The 16,130-nt window shown below is 42.7% G+C and carries 13 protein-coding genes; 9 read left to right on the top strand and 4 right to left on the bottom strand.

Features of this window, described 5'->3' with window-relative positions; genetic code table 11:
• Nucleotides 1–17: 17 nt before the first annotated feature.
• The gene (locus tag HWQ23_RS18990) at nt 18–341 is read right to left on the bottom strand and encodes a DUF1825 family protein (RefSeq protein WP_292831132.1); all 324 of its coding nucleotides are present in this window, start codon (nt 339–341) and stop codon (nt 18–20) included.
• A 617-nt stretch (nt 342–958) separates the two neighbouring features.
• Between HWQ23_RS18990 and HWQ23_RS18985 the strand changes: the two genes are divergently transcribed.
• Nucleotides 959–1,333: an NINE protein gene (locus HWQ23_RS18985; protein ID WP_292831129.1), complete on the top strand. Its 375-nt coding sequence runs from the start codon at nt 959–961 to the stop codon at nt 1,331–1,333.
• A 14-nt stretch (nt 1,334–1,347) separates the two neighbouring features.
• Nucleotides 1,348–1,881, top strand: a complete 534-nt coding sequence (locus HWQ23_RS18980) for a ComEA family DNA-binding protein (protein ID WP_292831126.1) — start codon at nt 1,348–1,350, stop codon at nt 1,879–1,881.
• Between the two features lie 79 nt (nt 1,882–1,960).
• Here the strand turns inward: HWQ23_RS18980 and lepB are convergent, their stop codons facing one another.
• On the bottom strand, nt 1,961–2,533 hold the full coding sequence (gene lepB, locus HWQ23_RS18975) for a signal peptidase I (protein WP_292831123.1): 573 nt from the start codon (nt 2,531–2,533) through the stop codon (nt 1,961–1,963).
• Between the two features lie 1,544 nt (nt 2,534–4,077).
• Here lepB and HWQ23_RS18970 point away from each other — a divergent pair.
• Together HWQ23_RS18970 and HWQ23_RS18965 are read left to right on the top strand one after the other, a co-directional pair.
• Complete coding sequence (locus HWQ23_RS18970; RefSeq protein WP_292831121.1) at nt 4,078–4,989, top strand: polysaccharide deacetylase family protein; 912 nt, start codon at nt 4,078–4,080, stop codon at nt 4,987–4,989.
• 257 nt (nt 4,990–5,246) lie between these two features.
• On the top strand, nt 5,247–5,438 hold the full coding sequence (locus tag HWQ23_RS18965) for a hypothetical protein (protein WP_292831119.1): 192 nt from the start codon (nt 5,247–5,249) through the stop codon (nt 5,436–5,438).
• Nucleotides 5,439–5,577: 139 nt separating this feature from the next.
• Here HWQ23_RS18965 and HWQ23_RS18960 read toward each other — a convergent pair whose 3' ends face one another.
• Nucleotides 5,578–10,314, bottom strand: coding sequence for a glutamate synthase-related protein (locus HWQ23_RS18960; protein ID WP_292831116.1), 4,737 nt, complete (start codon nt 10,312–10,314; stop codon nt 5,578–5,580).
• Between the two features lie 781 nt (nt 10,315–11,095).
• Here HWQ23_RS18960 and HWQ23_RS18955 point away from each other — a divergent pair.
• Entirely contained in the window at nt 11,096–13,141 is a 2,046-nt protein-coding gene (locus HWQ23_RS18955) for a phosphodiester glycosidase family protein (protein WP_292831113.1), read from the top strand.
• 31 nt (nt 13,142–13,172) lie between these two features.
• Here the strand turns inward: HWQ23_RS18955 and HWQ23_RS18950 are convergent, their stop codons facing one another.
• Nucleotides 13,173–13,328: a hypothetical protein gene (locus tag HWQ23_RS18950; RefSeq protein ID WP_292831110.1), complete on the bottom strand. Its 156-nt coding sequence runs from the start codon at nt 13,326–13,328 to the stop codon at nt 13,173–13,175.
• Nucleotides 13,329–13,485: 157 nt separating this feature from the next.
• On the opposite strand from HWQ23_RS18950, the gene HWQ23_RS18945 reads away from it, so the two are divergent.
• From HWQ23_RS18945 to rpsG, 4 genes are all read left to right on the top strand, one after another.
• A complete protein-coding gene (locus HWQ23_RS18945) occupies nt 13,486–13,905 on the top strand; it encodes a cupin domain-containing protein (RefSeq protein WP_292762000.1) in 420 nt (139 codons plus the stop codon).
• Between the two features lie 254 nt (nt 13,906–14,159).
• Nucleotides 14,160–14,486, top strand: coding sequence for a HesB/IscA family protein (locus HWQ23_RS18940; protein ID WP_292831107.1), 327 nt, complete (start codon nt 14,160–14,162; stop codon nt 14,484–14,486).
• A 109-nt stretch (nt 14,487–14,595) separates the two neighbouring features.
• Nucleotides 14,596–14,979 carry a 30S ribosomal protein S12 gene (rpsL, locus tag HWQ23_RS18935; RefSeq protein ID WP_292831104.1) on the top strand — a complete coding sequence of 128 codons (384 nt, stop codon included), beginning with the start codon at nt 14,596–14,598 and terminating at the stop codon, nt 14,977–14,979.
• A 595-nt stretch (nt 14,980–15,574) separates the two neighbouring features.
• A complete protein-coding gene (gene rpsG, locus HWQ23_RS18930) occupies nt 15,575–16,045 on the top strand; it encodes a 30S ribosomal protein S7 (RefSeq protein WP_292831101.1) in 471 nt (156 codons plus the stop codon).
• The last annotated feature ends 85 nt before the right edge of the window (nt 16,046–16,130 follow it).

The following is a 16,130-nucleotide window of genomic DNA, read 5'->3' as shown; positions in this document are numbered from 1 at the left end:
TCAAAATCTAAAATTGACTAAGGCTGTTTTTCTAGCTCGGCTTTCATCCGTTCTAAAGTAAGGTGCATTTGGTCAAACATTTGTTGCGGAGTGACACCGAACTGACCTAATTGCGTTTTCAGTTGTTCTACTGTCATTTGTGCCATGAAATCTTCTGATAGCTCGAAGCGCTTCATAAAGATGCGATACCGATCCATCATGGCTTCCATTTGCTCAATAAACAGCTTTTTGCCATCGCGGTCAAATTTGCCGTAGTTGTTACCAAGCTTGATCAGCGCTTGATAATCCTCAAACAGCTGTTTTGCTTCTTGCTGAATTATCTCAGAATCGAAGAATCCCATATTGCTTATATTAAACTGAGTGCCCAGACTCAGTAGCTTAATAGTTTTACTTCTATTTTTATTTTAGTCTAGGGGAGTAATCTAGTCACGAAGCTTCGGTTTTAGTACGGTTTGTTACCGAAATTTCAACACTTGACTTGAGAAGGTTTCCCCTCGCTAAACCGACTTAAATAAAGGTCTGTGGAACTTACTGAAATTTCTTCAAATACTAAGTCGTGGGATTTCCGACTCCAAAAGTCCGAAGGGCAAGACAGGTTAGTTGACTAAAATGAATTTATATGGCCACTAGTAATTAGAAATTTGGCAATATAGCTAGGATGTTTAGTAGAATTACTTTTCTTCTGTAAGTGGTTACGCAAATTTATTTATGTCATTGCGAGCGAAATGAAATGTAGAGAAGCAATCCCAAACCCTTGCGATTGCTTCATTCCGCTTCTCTACGAGACGCTACCGCGAACGCTCCACTCGCAATAACAAATATATATTTAATTTTGCACAACTACTTACGAGACGCTACGCGAACATTTGGAATTTTGAATGAGTGAGTTTTGAATTGTTTCTGTGCCTTTTGACTGTCTTATTGTAATAACTGTGGTATTGGTATATTTGTTAGGAATATGTTGACTAAACGCAAAAGCCGAAGTGTTGCCGCCGTTTTAGCTTTTTCTGGCACACTGACAATTTCAGGATTACATAAATTCTATCTGGGACAGCCGTTGTGGGGTGTTTTGTATGTGTTGCTTTCCTGGACGCCGATCCCCAAGGTAGCTAGTGCGATTGAGGGAGTTTGGTATTTAGCTCAAGACGAAGAAGCTTTCGATCGCAATTTTAATCTAGGCAAGTTAGGGGTAAAGAACTCACTCAGGATGAGTAATCACGTAGGAGCGATCGCTGAGGCAATGCGTGAGTTAGATGCTCTACGCCAAGATGGACTAATCTCAGAGTATGAATTTGAGCAAAAGCGCCGCCAATTGCTAGACCAGATTTCTTGAGGTAAGCAACAATCATGAATAACTGGCTACCTTTGAACCCCAGGCTGCAAAAACTCCGTGCCAAGCTCCTCAACGATCCCTACTATCGCCTACAATCTGGGGAAGAAATTCAGATAGCGGCAAAATTAGGTATTCGCATTGATGCTAATCAAGCGACTGTAGATGATTGGTTACGCCTACCAGGTTTGTCAATTCACCAAGCGCGATCGCTTGTGGAACTTTCGCGATCGGGTGTGAAATTTTACTGTATTGAAGATATCGCTGCGGCTTTGGCTATACCAGCACCGCGACTAGAGCCTTTAACGCCTCTGCTGAATTTTATTTACTATGACCACGAATCTTTAGAAAATCCGACCCATTTAGTCAACCCAAACATAGCAACCGTTGAAAAGTTAGCACAGATTCCATTTATAGATTTGTCTCTAGCCCAAACAGTGGTGCAAAATCGGCAATCAGCCGGGCCTTACCGTAACCTGGCTGATTTCCAACGGCGGTTGGAGTTAACTGGTGATGCGATCGCTCAGATAATGTATTATTTGAGGTTTTAAGTTAAAAGTTAGAAGTCTTAAAATAACTCCTAACTCTAGCAATTTTGGATTGAAAGAAAAATCTCAAATCCAAAACTGATTAAATGAACCCAATGCGATCGAGAGGCCAAAAGCGAAACGTTGCCCGACCGATGACATTTTTTCTGGGTAAAAAGCCCCAATAGCGAGAGTCATTACTATCGTTGCGATTATCTCCCATAACAAAAAATTCGTCTTCTGGGACTTTTACTGGTTGATATGGCTGATTTGGAGGTTCCGCGATGTAGTCTTCTGCCAAGGGTTGACCGTTAAGGTAGACTTTGCCAGAAGCAACACTAATTACTTCACCAGGCTGGCCAATAACCCGCTTGATAAACGCTTGGTCTTTGGGATATCCTCGACGTTGTAGTTCTGCGGGTGGCTGAAAAACAATAATATCCCCAGTTATGGGAGGGTGAAAATGGTAGGAGATTTTTTCAACTACCAAGCGATCGCCAGTATGTAAGGTGGGTAACATCGAGTCAGAAGGTATATAGCGCGGTTCGGCGATAAAAGTCCTGATTAAGAATGCCAAACACAGTGCGATCGCAATTAAAATCAGATTTTCTTGCCAACTACGCCATACTTTTAACGACGCACGCTCTTCTTTTACATCACTTTCGTGAGGAATCATAAAAGTTTCTAGCCAGTTTCAGAAGTGGGACAAATACCTTGATTATTTTGACTCAAAAGGTATACTGATAGGGAAGGTGGGTTCTGCACGAATCCATACAGATATTAAATAATACAGTTATTGCATCTACCAAAGATAAGCAAAAATACTGTAAATAAACTATGACCTGTCTAAGGCAATATAAGCTGATGATTAGGATTCCTAGATAGATAATTGAAAATTTTAATTCTAATTGCTGCAATTATAAGGCAAGTTATGAGATAACTTACGCTTTTGTTTCTTCCTACTAAAAAAGCTGTTACCTATTGGTAGAGCGATACAGCCAGTCGGTTTTTTCTTTGAGCATAAAATTGGTCGTTGAGTGGCAAAAGAGTTTACCGAATGTCTGACAATATCTGCTTCACTTTACCGAAAAAAGGCAGAGGGCAGTCTTGCTGGAGGCTCAGTTGGAAGAAAATATATTTTGGTATTATTAAGTGATATTACATAAAATTCATCTGCATTTTGAGGTACTTTTAAATACATAAAATTAGCTTAATCAAGTGTAATTAATCAAAAATATGGGATTTAAATGTAGATTTCATGCTTCAATAGATACATCCCATACTATTACGATTTGAAAACTTTGCCTATATGAATGCGATTAAGTCCCGTAATTCTACGGTGACAGCGCATATAATATTGTACTATTAATAATATATCGAGAAAAACATTAACGGCTAAAATATCAGCATCAAGAATACAGCTAAACTGCCGAGAAAATTATTTTTGCGAAATGAGTCAAAAGTATCTAGATTAACGAATAAGTGCCCCTTGGCAATGAGAAACTATATTGAATCAATTTTCGTCTCTCTATTTCAGAGAAACTACAGGGCTAGATTCTGTCAGTTAAAAATTTAACTTTTTCTTAAAAAGGAAGCAATGGCAGCAGGGAGTAAAATATATCTTATCAAGAATAGAACTAATAGTTTATTAGACTCTTTTTTGAAAGACACTCCGCCCCTTGTAAATAGTTTTGTATGTTAATGAAATAATTCATTAAGTTATAAATTATACAACTTTCTTGTTAGGAAGTCTTGCTATAAAAACTTCAGCCCGCAAAAAGTGCAAATTGTAGGCGCGACAGTTTAGCTGATCTTATTTGCAAAGCTATAAAACTTGAAAGGATAATGCTGCCTTAGCGGTGAAGTGAAAGACAGTAACTAATTCAGAACTGCTATTAAGAGGATTTTGGGGTGTGACTAATTATCTGATTGTGCTGCTTCTGAGAGCTAGCGGCAAGAATGTGGAAGTGCAGACCCTGCCTTTTATGAGTGGGTTGGCATTAAACAGTACCAAGTATTGTATAAGCATTCGTCCAAATTTAGGGCATCTAGATTTCAGTTAAAGCCTATAGTCTCTCTTCTCGATTGTGAATTTCTGTTAGTCTCAATTCCAATTTTCAGGATTACCAGAAAGCAACTGTATCTAAATATCTAAAAAAATGTGCTATAACATACCGTCATAACCGTGGTTGATGGTTCGATCTTTGAAGGAGCTATGAGGTGGAAAACAATAAGTCGTTTCTGTGGCCAGAAGGCATATTAATTGCACTGCTTGCCTTATGTGGTGTTTTTAGCCTTGCTTTCATGATGCTTCTAAGGCCAAATGCTTCCGAGGCTCAGAATAGACAAAGTATAAATGTCAAGGATGTAGCTGCAAACGTTGGAACTCAGCAGCGCATTGAGAAATTAAAGGCGGCGATGCTTACAAGTTGGCAGCAAGAAGCACAAACAAAGGGACTATCCTACCCTGTGCCATCACGTTTTCAAGGGGCAATAATTAATGCTGCAAAACTCACTCAGGGTGAGAAAGTAATTGCTCTCACCTTTGATGATGGTCCTTGGCCTGAAACCACAGAGAAAGTGCTAGATATTCTGAAATCAAATAATATCAAAGGGACGTTTTTTGTCGTCGGGCAGAATCTGAAAAATTATCCAGAGATAGGAAAGCAGATTGTTGCTCAAGGTCACGTCATTGGCAATCATACTTGGCATCACTGGTATCACTTCTTTAATCCACAAGCAGCTGCTTTTGAAATTGATCGCACAGAAGACCTAATTTATCAGGTTACAGGTGCTAAAACAAATCTGTTCCGACCGCCTGGGGGCATCCTGCACAATGGATTAGCTGCTTATGCTAAAGGAGAGAAATATACTGTGGTGATGTGGTCGGCTGACTCCACAGACTACAAGTTGCCAGCTGTACCGAAGTTGATCAATAACGTGATTAAAGATTCAAAACCTGGTGGGATTGTGCTAATGCATGATGGCGGTGGGAACCGTTCTAGAACTATACAAGCTTTACCAGAAATTATTAGCAATTTTAGAAAGCAAGGCTATCGTTTTGTTACTATTCCTGAACTTTTAGAAATAGAAGATACTGACCAAAAGTTGCTTGCTAACAAAAAGCAATAATTATTTATTATGTGGCAACCAGACAGTCTAACATTATCAAGACTTCTCACAATATTATTTGGATCGCCTTTTCCTGAACCACCAAGCACTCTAGAGTTTTTAATATTTGTTACAACACTCTTTGGACTAATTTTTTTTGGAGGAGCATTTGCTGGGATAGCTACTCTAATTATCACAAAGAAAAGTAATTTTTTATTGAAATATTTAGACTATTAATTGGGGCTATAGGAGGGTATGAAGGTGCATTAATCTATATTTTGCTTAATTCTTCATTTAAAAATCCAAATGAAATATTTGAACTAATTATTGATTTTCATCATGGAATAGCTAAAATAATTATTGGTTCTGCCCAATTTCATTTGATATCTTTAATTCCGGGTATAGTAGGGGCAACAGGTGCAAGTATAGCTATATTTATGATCATAAAGGTATTTGGTTGGCGTTCATAAATCAATCCAGTTCAGTTAGCAAGAAAAGACTTAAGTAAGTCGGCGCTAATATTTCAATCTATACATTGAATTTTTCTTACCGAAAATCATTGGTAGACACAATTCGTGAATTGTGCCTACGTGATTTTTATTCCGATGTCTAATGACTAGTCACTAAACTGAACTCAGTTGTTTTTTCGGGATTAGCTTCTGGACTATCAGCTTCAGAAGGTGGAACTAACTGCCAGAATTTCGGCAAAAATTCTGGCCAGTTTTGCAGAATTTTCTTCGCCTTTGGTGAACCTGTGCGTTCTGCATGAGTTTGGATTAACTCTTGCAGCTGCTTTGCACCTACTTCTGTAATCACCCTCTGGATTTTGACAATTTCCGGGTTGACTAACTCACGAAATGAGTCGTCTTGATCCAAGAAGTATGCCAGTCCACCAGTCATTCCAGCTGCTACGTTACGTCCTACTTTGCCGAGGACGACAATTACACCACCAGTCATATATTCGCAGCAGTGATCCCCAGCGCCTTCAATCACTGCTATGCCTTTGGAGTTTCTCACAGCAAAGCGTTCTCCTGCTAGTCCGTTGGCAAATAACACGCCACCAGTAGCACCATAGAGGCAGGTATTGCCAACTATCACGTTTTGTGCTGCTTTATAGGTAGCATCAGTTGGAGGTTTGATGATGATTTCACCACCATGCATCCCTTTCCCTACGTAGTCGTTTGCCTCTCCTTCCAGGGTCAGAATTATACCAGGGAGGTTGAACGCACCAAAGCTTTGCCCAACACTGCCTGTAAAGTTGAGATTAATTTGTCCTTCAAAGCCACTGTCACCGTATTGAGAAGCGATCGCACCTGCTAATCTTGTACCCACTGTTCTGTCAGTATTGACAATAGGGTAAGTCTTGGTGACAGTAGATTGGTTGCGAATGGCAGCTTGAATATCGGGATCGGCAAGAAATTTGTCATCCAAAACCACGCCGTTGCTGTGGACTTCTTCATGTAGCAACCAACTGCGATTGTCTCTGCTATCTGGTAGCTGAAGTAAACAGTCAAGATTCAGCGATCGCGTTTTGGTGAGTTTTGCCTCTGGGCGCAGTTTCAACAAATCTGCACGTCCAATGATTTCTGATAAAGAACGGTAGCCAAGTCGGGCTAGCAGACTACGCACTTCTTCGGCGATGAAGTAGAAGAAGTTGACAACCTGTTCCGGTATTCCCGTAAACCGCTTGCGGAGTTCTTCTTTCTGAGTAGCAACACCTACAGGGCAGGTATTCATGTGACAAACTCGCGCCATAATACAGCCTTCGGCAATCATGGCAATGGAGCCAAAACCGAATTCTTCACCGCCCATCAATGCACCTATTACCACATCCCAACCACTCTTCAGACCGCCATCCACGCGTAAAATCACGCGATCGCGCAGGCTATTTTCCATCAAGACGCGATGCACTTCACTTAAACCCAGTTCCCACGGTGAGCCAGCGTGTTTAATCGAACTTAGTGGCGATGCACCTGTACCACCATCATGGCCAGAAATCTGGATGATATCAGCGTTTGCCTTAGCTACACCAGCCGCGATCGTCCCAATGCCAACTTCTGCAACTAGCTTCACCGATACCTTTGCTTTGGGATTAATTTGGTGCAGATCAAAAATCAGTTGTGCTAGGTCTTCAATAGAATAGATATCGTGGTGAGGTGGTGGCGAAATCAGCGTCACACCTGGTTTCGAGCGCCTTAACATCGCAATATATTGGCTTACCTTCGGACCTGGCAGTTGTCCACCTTCCCCAGGCTTGGCACCTTGGGCAATTTTGATTTCAATTTGTTTGGCGTTGACTAGATACTCTGGTGTGACACCAAAGCGTCCCGATGCAACTTGTTTAATGGCACTATAAGCTTTATCACCATTCCGCAATCCTTTTAAATGAGGTAGGGTTGGCGAGTGACCAAACTCGTCTACATCATCTAGAACTACATAGCGCACTGGGTCTTCGCCGCCTTCCCCAGAGTTAGATTTACCGCCAATGCGGTTCATGGCGATCGCTAAAGTTTCGTGGGCTTCTCTTGACAAAGCGCCTAAAGACATCCCACCAGTGCAAAAGCGCTTGACAATTTCAGTTACAGACTCTACTTCTTCTAGAGGAATTGGGGAGCGATCGCCTTGGAAGTCCAGCAAGTCCCGCAAGGCTGTTACTGGTCTGCCTTGGAGATGCTTTTTATAAACTTCGTAGTGGTCGTAGTTTTTGCCATCTAGAGCCTTATGCAGCGCCTTGACCAGTTCGGGGCTATTCATGTGGTACTCGCCACCAGGACGGTATTGCACAAAGCCCAGGTTTTCTAACTTCTTGGTCGTCAGTTCTGGGAAAGCCTTGCTGTGGAAGGAAAGCACTTCATCAGCGAGTTCGCTAACACTCAAACCACCAATACGGGAAGTCGTACCACGGAATCCCAGTTCTAGTAAATCCCCACCAATGCCAATAGCTTCAAAGATTTGGGCTGCTTGATAGCTGGAGAGCAGAGAAATTCCCATCTTGGAGAGAATTTTTAGCAAACCTGACTCTACTGCTTTGCGATAGTTTCCTAAAGCTTGTTCTAGGGTAAGGGTGGCAATTTTCTCAACAGCCATTAACTTTTGAGTTTTGGGATCAGACCACCAATCACGCACCGTATCCAAAGCCATATAGGGGCAAACTGCACCAGCCCCGTAGCCAATGAGACAACCAAAGTGATGAGTACTCCAGCATTGGGCAGTATTGACAATTAGGGATGTTTTCATTCGCAACCCTTCGCGAATCAGGTGGTGATGCACGGCACCCACTGCTAACAGGGGAGGAATGTAGGTGTGTTCCGTGTTGATACCCTCATTATTAAGAGAGCTTGGGGGGATCTGGTCGCTTAATATTAAAATCTTTGCACCTGCGCGTACTGATTCAGCTGCTTGTGCTTGTAAAGACTGGACTGCGGCTTTCAATCCTTCAGGGCCGGTGGCGATCGCAAATAGGGTTGACAACTCGGCTGTGGCAAATCCTGACAGCTTAATTGCCTCTAATTCAGCATCCGTTAATACTGGCGATTCGAGTTTCAATCTCCGCGCATATTCTGGTTTGGGTTCTAATAAGTTACCCCGTTCACCCAGTTCCACTTTCAGAGACATCACTAGCTTTTCCCGCAGGGGATCGATCGCTGGGTTCGTCACCTGAGCAAAGCGCTGTTTAAAATAGTCATAAAGCAGGTGAGGCTTTTGTGACAGCACTGCTAAAGGAATATCATCCCCCATGCAGAAAGTTGGCTCTGAACCTGCAAGAGCCATTGGCTGAATCACCATTTCTACATCTTCTGTGGTGTAGCCAAAGGCAGTTTGACGCTGAAGCAAGGTTTGCTTGTCAATTTCGTGAGTTGTACTATGCCCGTTACCATTTTCAGCAGCCAGATATCCATTTCCATTAACATCTGACGACTGACTACTGACAATTTGTTTGAGTTCTTGACGGTACTGTTGCAGCCATTCACCATATGGGTGCTGCTTGGCGATACGCTGCTTAATCTCCCAATTCTTCAACACTTCATGGTTGACTAAATCCACAGCAATCATTTGCCCTGGGCCGAGTCTACCTTTCTCGACAATATCGGCTTCTGGGAAATCAATTACACCAGCTTCGGAAGCTACAACAATGTAGTCATCTTTGGTGATTAGATAGCGAGCTGGTCTTAAACCATTACGATCTAGTGTTGCACCAACTTTTTTGCCATCGCTGAATACTAAAAGTGCTGGCCCGTCCCACGCTTCTTGCAGACCACTGTAATATTCGTAGAAATCAACAATTTCTGGAGAGTCACGCAAAGAAGGCTGATTTTGGTAAGCCTCTGGAACCATAATCATTAAAGCTTCCAAGGGGCTGCGTCCAGAACACACCAGCAATTCTAGTACGTTGTCTAGGGTAGCTGAGTCGCTGTTATCAATATGAACTAATGGCTTGAGTTCGTTGATGCGAGTCTCCTGCGGAAAGGCTGCGCCAACGCCCCATACAGGATGATTCAGGCTAGCTTCTCGTGCCATCATCCAGTTGATATTTCCCAACAAAGTATTGATTTCGCCGTTGTGACCCAAAAGCCGCATTGGTTGGGCTAGGGGCCATTTGGGCATCGTGTTGGTACTAAAGCGGCGGTGATAGACAGCAAAGGCGCTTTTGTAAGCTGGATTTTTTAAATCGTGATAAAAGTTGCCCAATACAGCCGAACGCACCATGCCTTTGTAAACAATTGTGCGGTTTGACAAGGAGCAGATATAAAATTCTTCTGAGATGTTGGTTGCAACTTTACTAATTCGGCGGCGGGTAATATACAACTGTCGTTCCAATTCATCGCCGCTTTTGTCAACAGAAGCTAACAAAACTTGTTCAATTTGGGGTTGATTTTCTCTTGCTTGTACCCCCAGTAAATCAGGTTGCACTGGCACTACTCGCCAACCCAGTACAATCAATTTTTCTTCGGCAGCTATTTGCTCAACTGCCGCCCTAGCTTTTTCTGCTGCTTGCTGGTCTTGTGGTAGAAATATCATCCCAACAGCTATATTATTGATGGATGGAAATTCCTTCCCCCTTTGGGCAAAGTCTTGTTGGAACAACTCCCAAGGTATTGCTGTCAATACTCCAGCGCCATCACCAGAGTCTTGATCAGCGCTACAACCTCCCCGGTGTTCTAAGCAGGTTAAAGCAGCTAAGGCTTTTTCGACAATTTCGTGGCTGGTATGATTCTGACGATGAGCAATAAAACCGACACCACAGGCATCTCGTTCCTCTACTAACCACTTTTGCCCCTGATAAGTATCTCTTGAGTTTATTTTTGCTGTGATTTTCTGGTCTTGATTCATCGGTTTATTATTCATACCCTGTTCCTGAAATATTGAGTTACCAATTTTGCCACTACTTATCGGAAAAAATTTCTAAATTCAGCGATGGATAATATAAGCACCAAGTAATCACTGAAATTTAGGGAAAAAAATTTTTAGGTTCTACTTTATTAGTTCACCCGTGTTATATTGCCTATTTTTTATGTATTTATGCGGTGTTAGACAAATTAGCTCCGCCAAGACATTATTTCTGCCCTGACAGTTTCTTTTTTATATTGTGAAGCTAACTATTTTTTCAATCCCCTTTTTCCAGATGCACGCTAGCTACTCCTAGAGCCTATTTCGGTTGACCTGAAAAACTAAAACTGAATGCTCCACTATGTTTTAAAGCCAAAGTCATCCTGATCCAGCAATAAAATCAGCGTATTACAATATATAGCCATTTGACAATTCCCAAATATTTTTGTTGTTGTCTAAAGTTTTGCTGCTTACCAGTTTAAAGACATCTGACTATTAACTACACCTGACTGAAGTAGCAACAATAGCAACCTTTAGTCAGGATTGAATATCTTAATCTAGTTTTGATAACCAAGACTACCGTGTATAGTGTGGTTGGAATTAGTGCCAGTTCAAACACTTGGTTGCAGTGGACTTAGCGCCTAAATGGTTATTTATGGTTAAAGGAGACAAGAATCCAATCTATATATTAGCATATTTTTTCAAGAAGAAAGTCATGTTTTTTTTATATTTCCAAATAATTAGTTAGTTTATACCTTGGGTGATAGTTTTCAAAAGTACCTAGTAAATTATGGTAAAAATGCCGAATTGTTGCCAATCCCTTATTGGCGAACGCAGGTTTTTCCGGGCTACTGTGTCACCAATACTTTTGACAGCAGTGTGTTTAACTACTACCTGTGCTACCAACGCCCAGGAGTCGCCGAAAAGCAGCAAATCAATACCCAGGTTAACCTCACAGTCACCTGCATCTCCTTTAACAAGTGTGGCATCCTCTGGTAATCAAATTTCCCTGAATGGGCGTACTTTAGCAGGAACTTGGTTACAGCGACCTGGAAAAGCTGGTCAGGTAACAACTCATCTCAGTGACGGGGCATTCAGGCAATTAATTGGAGTAAATTTCTTAAACAGTACTAATTGGGCGAAGCAACCAATACAGTGGTTTTCATCGGTGACAAAACCACTGGTTTTAGCCACCAGGCTGCTAGGAGCATATCGCTATCTGGATATTACTAATTTTGCTCAAACAGCCGGATGGCAAATCCAAACCAATGGCAGCACCTTGGTGATTGCTACCCCAAAGACGCAAGTGAGAAATATTATTCAGAGCCAGCAATCTTCAGAGGCGAGTGTTACTCCTTTACAACAGGCTCGCATTCTTGTAGATTTAGATCGTCCAACTCCCTGGCAAGTTACACAAGGGTTAGCGATCGCAAAACCCCAAATTCCATCCTCTGATCCAGACACGCCAACTCCTAAATCCACCGCACCGCCAAATCGAGAGTGGACAGTTACCTTGGATGGAATAGCCGATCCTATTTTAATACAACGCTATACCCCCCAGCCACCAGCAGCACCACCAACATTGCTGGAAAACCTGCTCAAACAATTATCACCAGCTATACCAACACAACCAATACCACCAATAGCACCAGCACCAGCAGCAGCCCCTGAACCACTGATTCAGCAAGTGGAGGTGGTGAAAAACCAAACGATAATTAGTCTGAGCGTTCCCTTTGGTCTATCGCCTCAAGTTAGTACTGTCGCTAACCCCAATCGTTTGATTATCGATATTAGACCCGATCCTCTAGAAGAGCGGGATATTACTTGGGCCCCAGGATTGCGCTGGCGACAGCACTATGTCAATTTAGGCACAGAACGCTTTGCGGTGGTCTGGTTAGAAGTTAATCCCCGCAAATTTGGGCTAACGTTGAAACCCATGTGGGCTAGTCTTGATGGGCTTGCGGGTACTGCTCCCTTAATTCAAACAGCACAACGTTACTTAGCAGTAGCTGGAATTAACGGTGGTTATTTTAACCGCAATAACAGATTGCCATTGGGTGCGATTCGTCGCGATAGTCAGTGGTTATCAGGCCCCATTCTTAATCGAGGTGCGATCGCTTGGAATGATTCAGGTCAATTTTACTTTGGTCGTCTCACCTTAGAACAAACTTTAATTACAGCAAATGATCAGCGCCTACCAATTCTATTTCTCAACAGTGGTTACGTTCAGAGCGGCATTGCTCGTTACACCCCAGCTTGGGGATCAACTTACACGCCCCTGACAGACAACGAAATCATTCTCGTGGTAGAGAAAGACCAAATTACTGAACAGTTACCAGGGGGCAAAGTTGGAGGGACGGCGGTTCCCATCCCCCAGGATGGCTACCTACTAACCTTACGCGCCAACGCTGCTAGTGCTGCCTCACAACTACCAATTGGAAGTGCAGTACGCATTTCTAGCGCCACTACTCCAGCTGATTTTAGCCGTTATCCCTACATTATCGGAGCTGGGCCACTATTAGTCCAAAACCGTCAAATTGTCCTTGATGCCAAAGGCGAAAAATTCAGCAATGCCTTTATTGCAGAAAAGGCTATTCGTAGTGGTATTTGCACAACGGCAACAGGCACACTAATGATTACTGCCGTGCATAATCGTGCTGGCGGTTATGGCCCGACTTTGGCGGAACATGCCCAATTGATGCAACTGATGGGCTGTGTGAATGCCCTAAATTTGGACGGTGGTAGTTCTACCAGCCTTTACTTAGGAGGGCAACTACTCAATCGATCACCTAGTACAGCTGCTCGTGTTCATAACGGCATTGGTATTTTCTTGCAACCACGATAATTAGGGAATAGGGAATAGGGAAGCCTCTTAATCACCAATGCCCCATGCCCAATACTTCGACTTCGCTCAGTACAAGTGCCCCATGCCCAATGCCCAATGCCCAATGCCCAATGCCCAATGCCCCATGTTTTTTAAAGTTTAGAACAAGCTGCCATTTTGCTTGATGAAGACTTGGTGTAGAGCTCATAGTTTTAGTAGTGACAATTTACACCACAATGTCTGATTTTGCTATGTTTATCAAGGTGCGACAAAATTGCTAATTTTTAACGTTGCAAGATAGCGCCAGATTTTTTATCAATAGTTAAGATTACCAACGGTTTGCTATGTCTCCAAATGAGGTAACTATGGCTCGATATCAAGAAACTACACAGACTGAAACTCTACATCTACCTCCAGCCATCACTTCCAGAGGCGTTGCTGCAACTGAGTTACGTCCTTGGGGTGCTTTTACAGTTTTGGAAGAAGGGCGCGGATACAAAATCAAGCGCATCGAAGTTAAGCCCGGACACCGCCTCAGTCTACAAATGCACCACCACCGCAGCGAACACTGGATTGTTGTCTCTGGTACAGCTAGGGTAACTTGTGGTGAGCAAGAAGTACTACTGAGCAATAATGAATCAACCTATGTACCCCAATGTACATCTCATCGTTTAGAGAATCCTGGCGTGATCCCCTTGGTGTTGATTGAAGTGCAAAATGGCGAATACTTGGGAGAAGACGATATTATTCGCTATCAAGATGACTATGCACGTACCAAGGATTAAAACTAAAAAAACGCTATTAAAGCTCTAAAGGCTTTAATCCAAAAACTAAATACATTCTTGTGCAAATCCTGTTTTGTAAACACTGCACCCCAGAAGTCCCTACCTAGTTAAGGTGGGGACTCAAGCATGTTAGTGCTATAAATGTAGTAATAGCGATCGCGCTCATGGGTTCGGTGATTTGGCACAGGGAGATAGCGAGGGTCAACCCATCTGTAAAATGAAGATAGGGTATTCAATTGCAAAAAACTAGTTCCATGATTCATCTGAGTCAAGCAGCCGTGAGCGAGATTGGGCGAATAAAGTCCAAGCAGCAGCCAAATGTGTTGTTTAGATTGGCAGTAAAACCAGGTGGTTGTTCCGGGTTCTTTTATGATATGTCCTTCGATAAAACAATAAAAGTTGGTGACCAGGTTTTCGACTTGGATGAGATTCAAGTCGTCATAGATAAAGCAAGCTTAAATTACCTCAACGGTTTGAGGGTGGATTATTCAGAAGACTTAATGGGTGGTGGTTTTCGTTTCCACAACCCCCAGGCGATCGCTACCTGTGGCTGTGGCAATTCCTTCTTCTTGAGTCATTAGTCATTGGTCAAACAAATTGACAAATAATGATTGACATAAAACGCTAAAAAACGATATAATCAGGATTTGTTAAAACTTAGACCATAAGCAGCTTTACGCGCTGTAACTCATGCCAACAATACAGCAGCTAATACGTAATGAACGCGAACAATCGCGTCAGAAAACCAAGTCCCCAGCTCTGAAACAATGTCCTCAACGTCGGGGAGTTTGTACCAGAGTATACACGACCACACCCAAAAAGCCTAACTCAGCTCTACGTAAAGTAGCAAGAGTAAGACTTACCTCTGGATTTGAAGTTACAGCTTACATTCCAGGCATTGGTCACAACTTACAAGAACACTCAGTTGTGATGATTCGTGGGGGTCGGGTTAAGGATCTACCAGGCGTGAGATACCACATTATCCGTGGCACCTTAGATACAGCCGGAGTCAAAGACCGCAAGCAAGGCCGTTCCAAGTATGGAACCAAGCGGCCCAAAGAAGCGAAAAAATAGGATTAGGCGATTAATCGCATCCAACACGATTAATCGTCTGCCTTAAAAGCGCCCAAGGAGAAAAAAAGGATCTCCACCTGTGTTCTAAACAGCAGTTATCAAGGCTGAATCAGTCTGTTTCAAAAAATCAAGCAAGCTACACCTACACTAAGCGAGCAAGTGTAGAAGTTCTGAGGAGAACGTTGTAACCGACAGCAAAATTCTCATCTGGACATTAAGGTTTATAATCTTGTCGCCTTGAGTATTTAGTTGCAGGTAGCAAGTCAAACAATTTTAGATTTGCGATAGCAAAGGGTTAGCGAGTTTTCTCCTAAGGGGAGACGCCAAGGGCGAACGAGCGTCTTTTGGATTAGTCGAACCCAGAAGGGGATGAGGCTTACAGACTTTGGATTTTTTCTGACCCCTGTGGTCGAAACATCTACCGAAAACTCTTAATCTAAAATCCAAAATCTAAAATTGGCAGGCAGTCAATAAATCAGCCTCGCTGCAACGGGGAAAAAAATTGAGGAAGTCTGAGGGTTCGGTTCCACCGCTTTTAGTTTCCGGTGTCTGATAGCATATAATTTCGTTGCCAATTCCGAATTAAAGGTGAAGTATGTCTCGTCGTGGTGTTATTCAAAGGCGCCCAGTTCCGTCTGACTCCGTATATAACAGTCGCCTTGTGAGCATGATTATCAGGCGGATCATGCGTCATGGCAAGAAATCACTTGCCGCACGGATTGTTTATGATGCATTGAAAACTATTGAGGAACGCACTGGTAGCGCTGCCTTAGAAACCTTTGAAAGAGCAGTGCGAAATGCCACGCCTTTAGTAGAAGTAAAAGCTCGGCGAGTTGGCGGAGCAACCTACCAAGTACCAATGGAAGTCCGTACAGAGCGGGGCACTACCCTAGCACTGCGTTGGTTAGTGCAATATTCCCGGTCTAGACCAGGCCGGACAATGGCAAGTAAATTGGCAAATGAATTAATGGATGCTGCCAACGAAACTGGCAATGCTATTCGGAAACGCGAAGAAACGCACCGGATGGCGGAAGCTAATAAAGCATTCGCACATTATCGTTACTAAGTAGAAAAGCGATATATCGCCCTCCCGAAGCGGTATATCGTAGATTTACAAAAAAGGCGGTTTTCCCTAAAAGTATAGAATCTTA

Origin of the sequence: Nostoc sp. JL33 (assembly GCF_017114985.1) — a bacterium.
Lineage (GTDB): Bacteria > Cyanobacteriota > Cyanobacteriia > Cyanobacteriales > Nostocaceae > Nostoc.
This window is presented reverse-complemented; position numbering and strand designations above follow the sequence as displayed.

Bases quoted from the DNA above. Each gene is read 5' to 3' on its own strand.
- HWQ23_RS18990 (WP_292831132.1), bottom strand. From the start codon at position 341: ATGGGATTCTTCGATTCTGAGATAATTCAGCAAGAAGCAAAACAGCTG.
- HWQ23_RS18985 (WP_292831129.1), top strand. From the start codon at position 959: ATGTTGACTAAACGCAAAAGCCGAAGTGTTGCCGCCGTTTTAGCTTTT.
- HWQ23_RS18980 (WP_292831126.1), top strand. From the start codon at position 1,348: ATGAATAACTGGCTACCTTTGAACCCCAGGCTGCAAAAACTCCGTGCC.
- lepB (WP_292831123.1), bottom strand. From the start codon at position 2,533: ATGATTCCTCACGAAAGTGATGTAAAAGAAGAGCGTGCGTCGTTAAAA.
- HWQ23_RS18960 (WP_292831116.1), bottom strand. From the start codon at position 10,314: ATGAATAATAAACCGATGAATCAAGACCAGAAAATCACAGCAAAAATA.
- HWQ23_RS18955 (WP_292831113.1), top strand. From the start codon at position 11,096: ATGCCGAATTGTTGCCAATCCCTTATTGGCGAACGCAGGTTTTTCCGG.
- HWQ23_RS18950 (WP_292831110.1), bottom strand. From the start codon at position 13,328: ATGAGCTCTACACCAAGTCTTCATCAAGCAAAATGGCAGCTTGTTCTA.
- HWQ23_RS18945 (WP_292762000.1), top strand. From the start codon at position 13,486: ATGGCTCGATATCAAGAAACTACACAGACTGAAACTCTACATCTACCT.
- HWQ23_RS18940 (WP_292831107.1), top strand. From the start codon at position 14,160: ATGATTCATCTGAGTCAAGCAGCCGTGAGCGAGATTGGGCGAATAAAG.
- rpsL (WP_292831104.1), top strand. From the start codon at position 14,596: ATGCCAACAATACAGCAGCTAATACGTAATGAACGCGAACAATCGCGT.
- rpsG (WP_292831101.1), top strand. From the start codon at position 15,575: ATGTCTCGTCGTGGTGTTATTCAAAGGCGCCCAGTTCCGTCTGACTCC.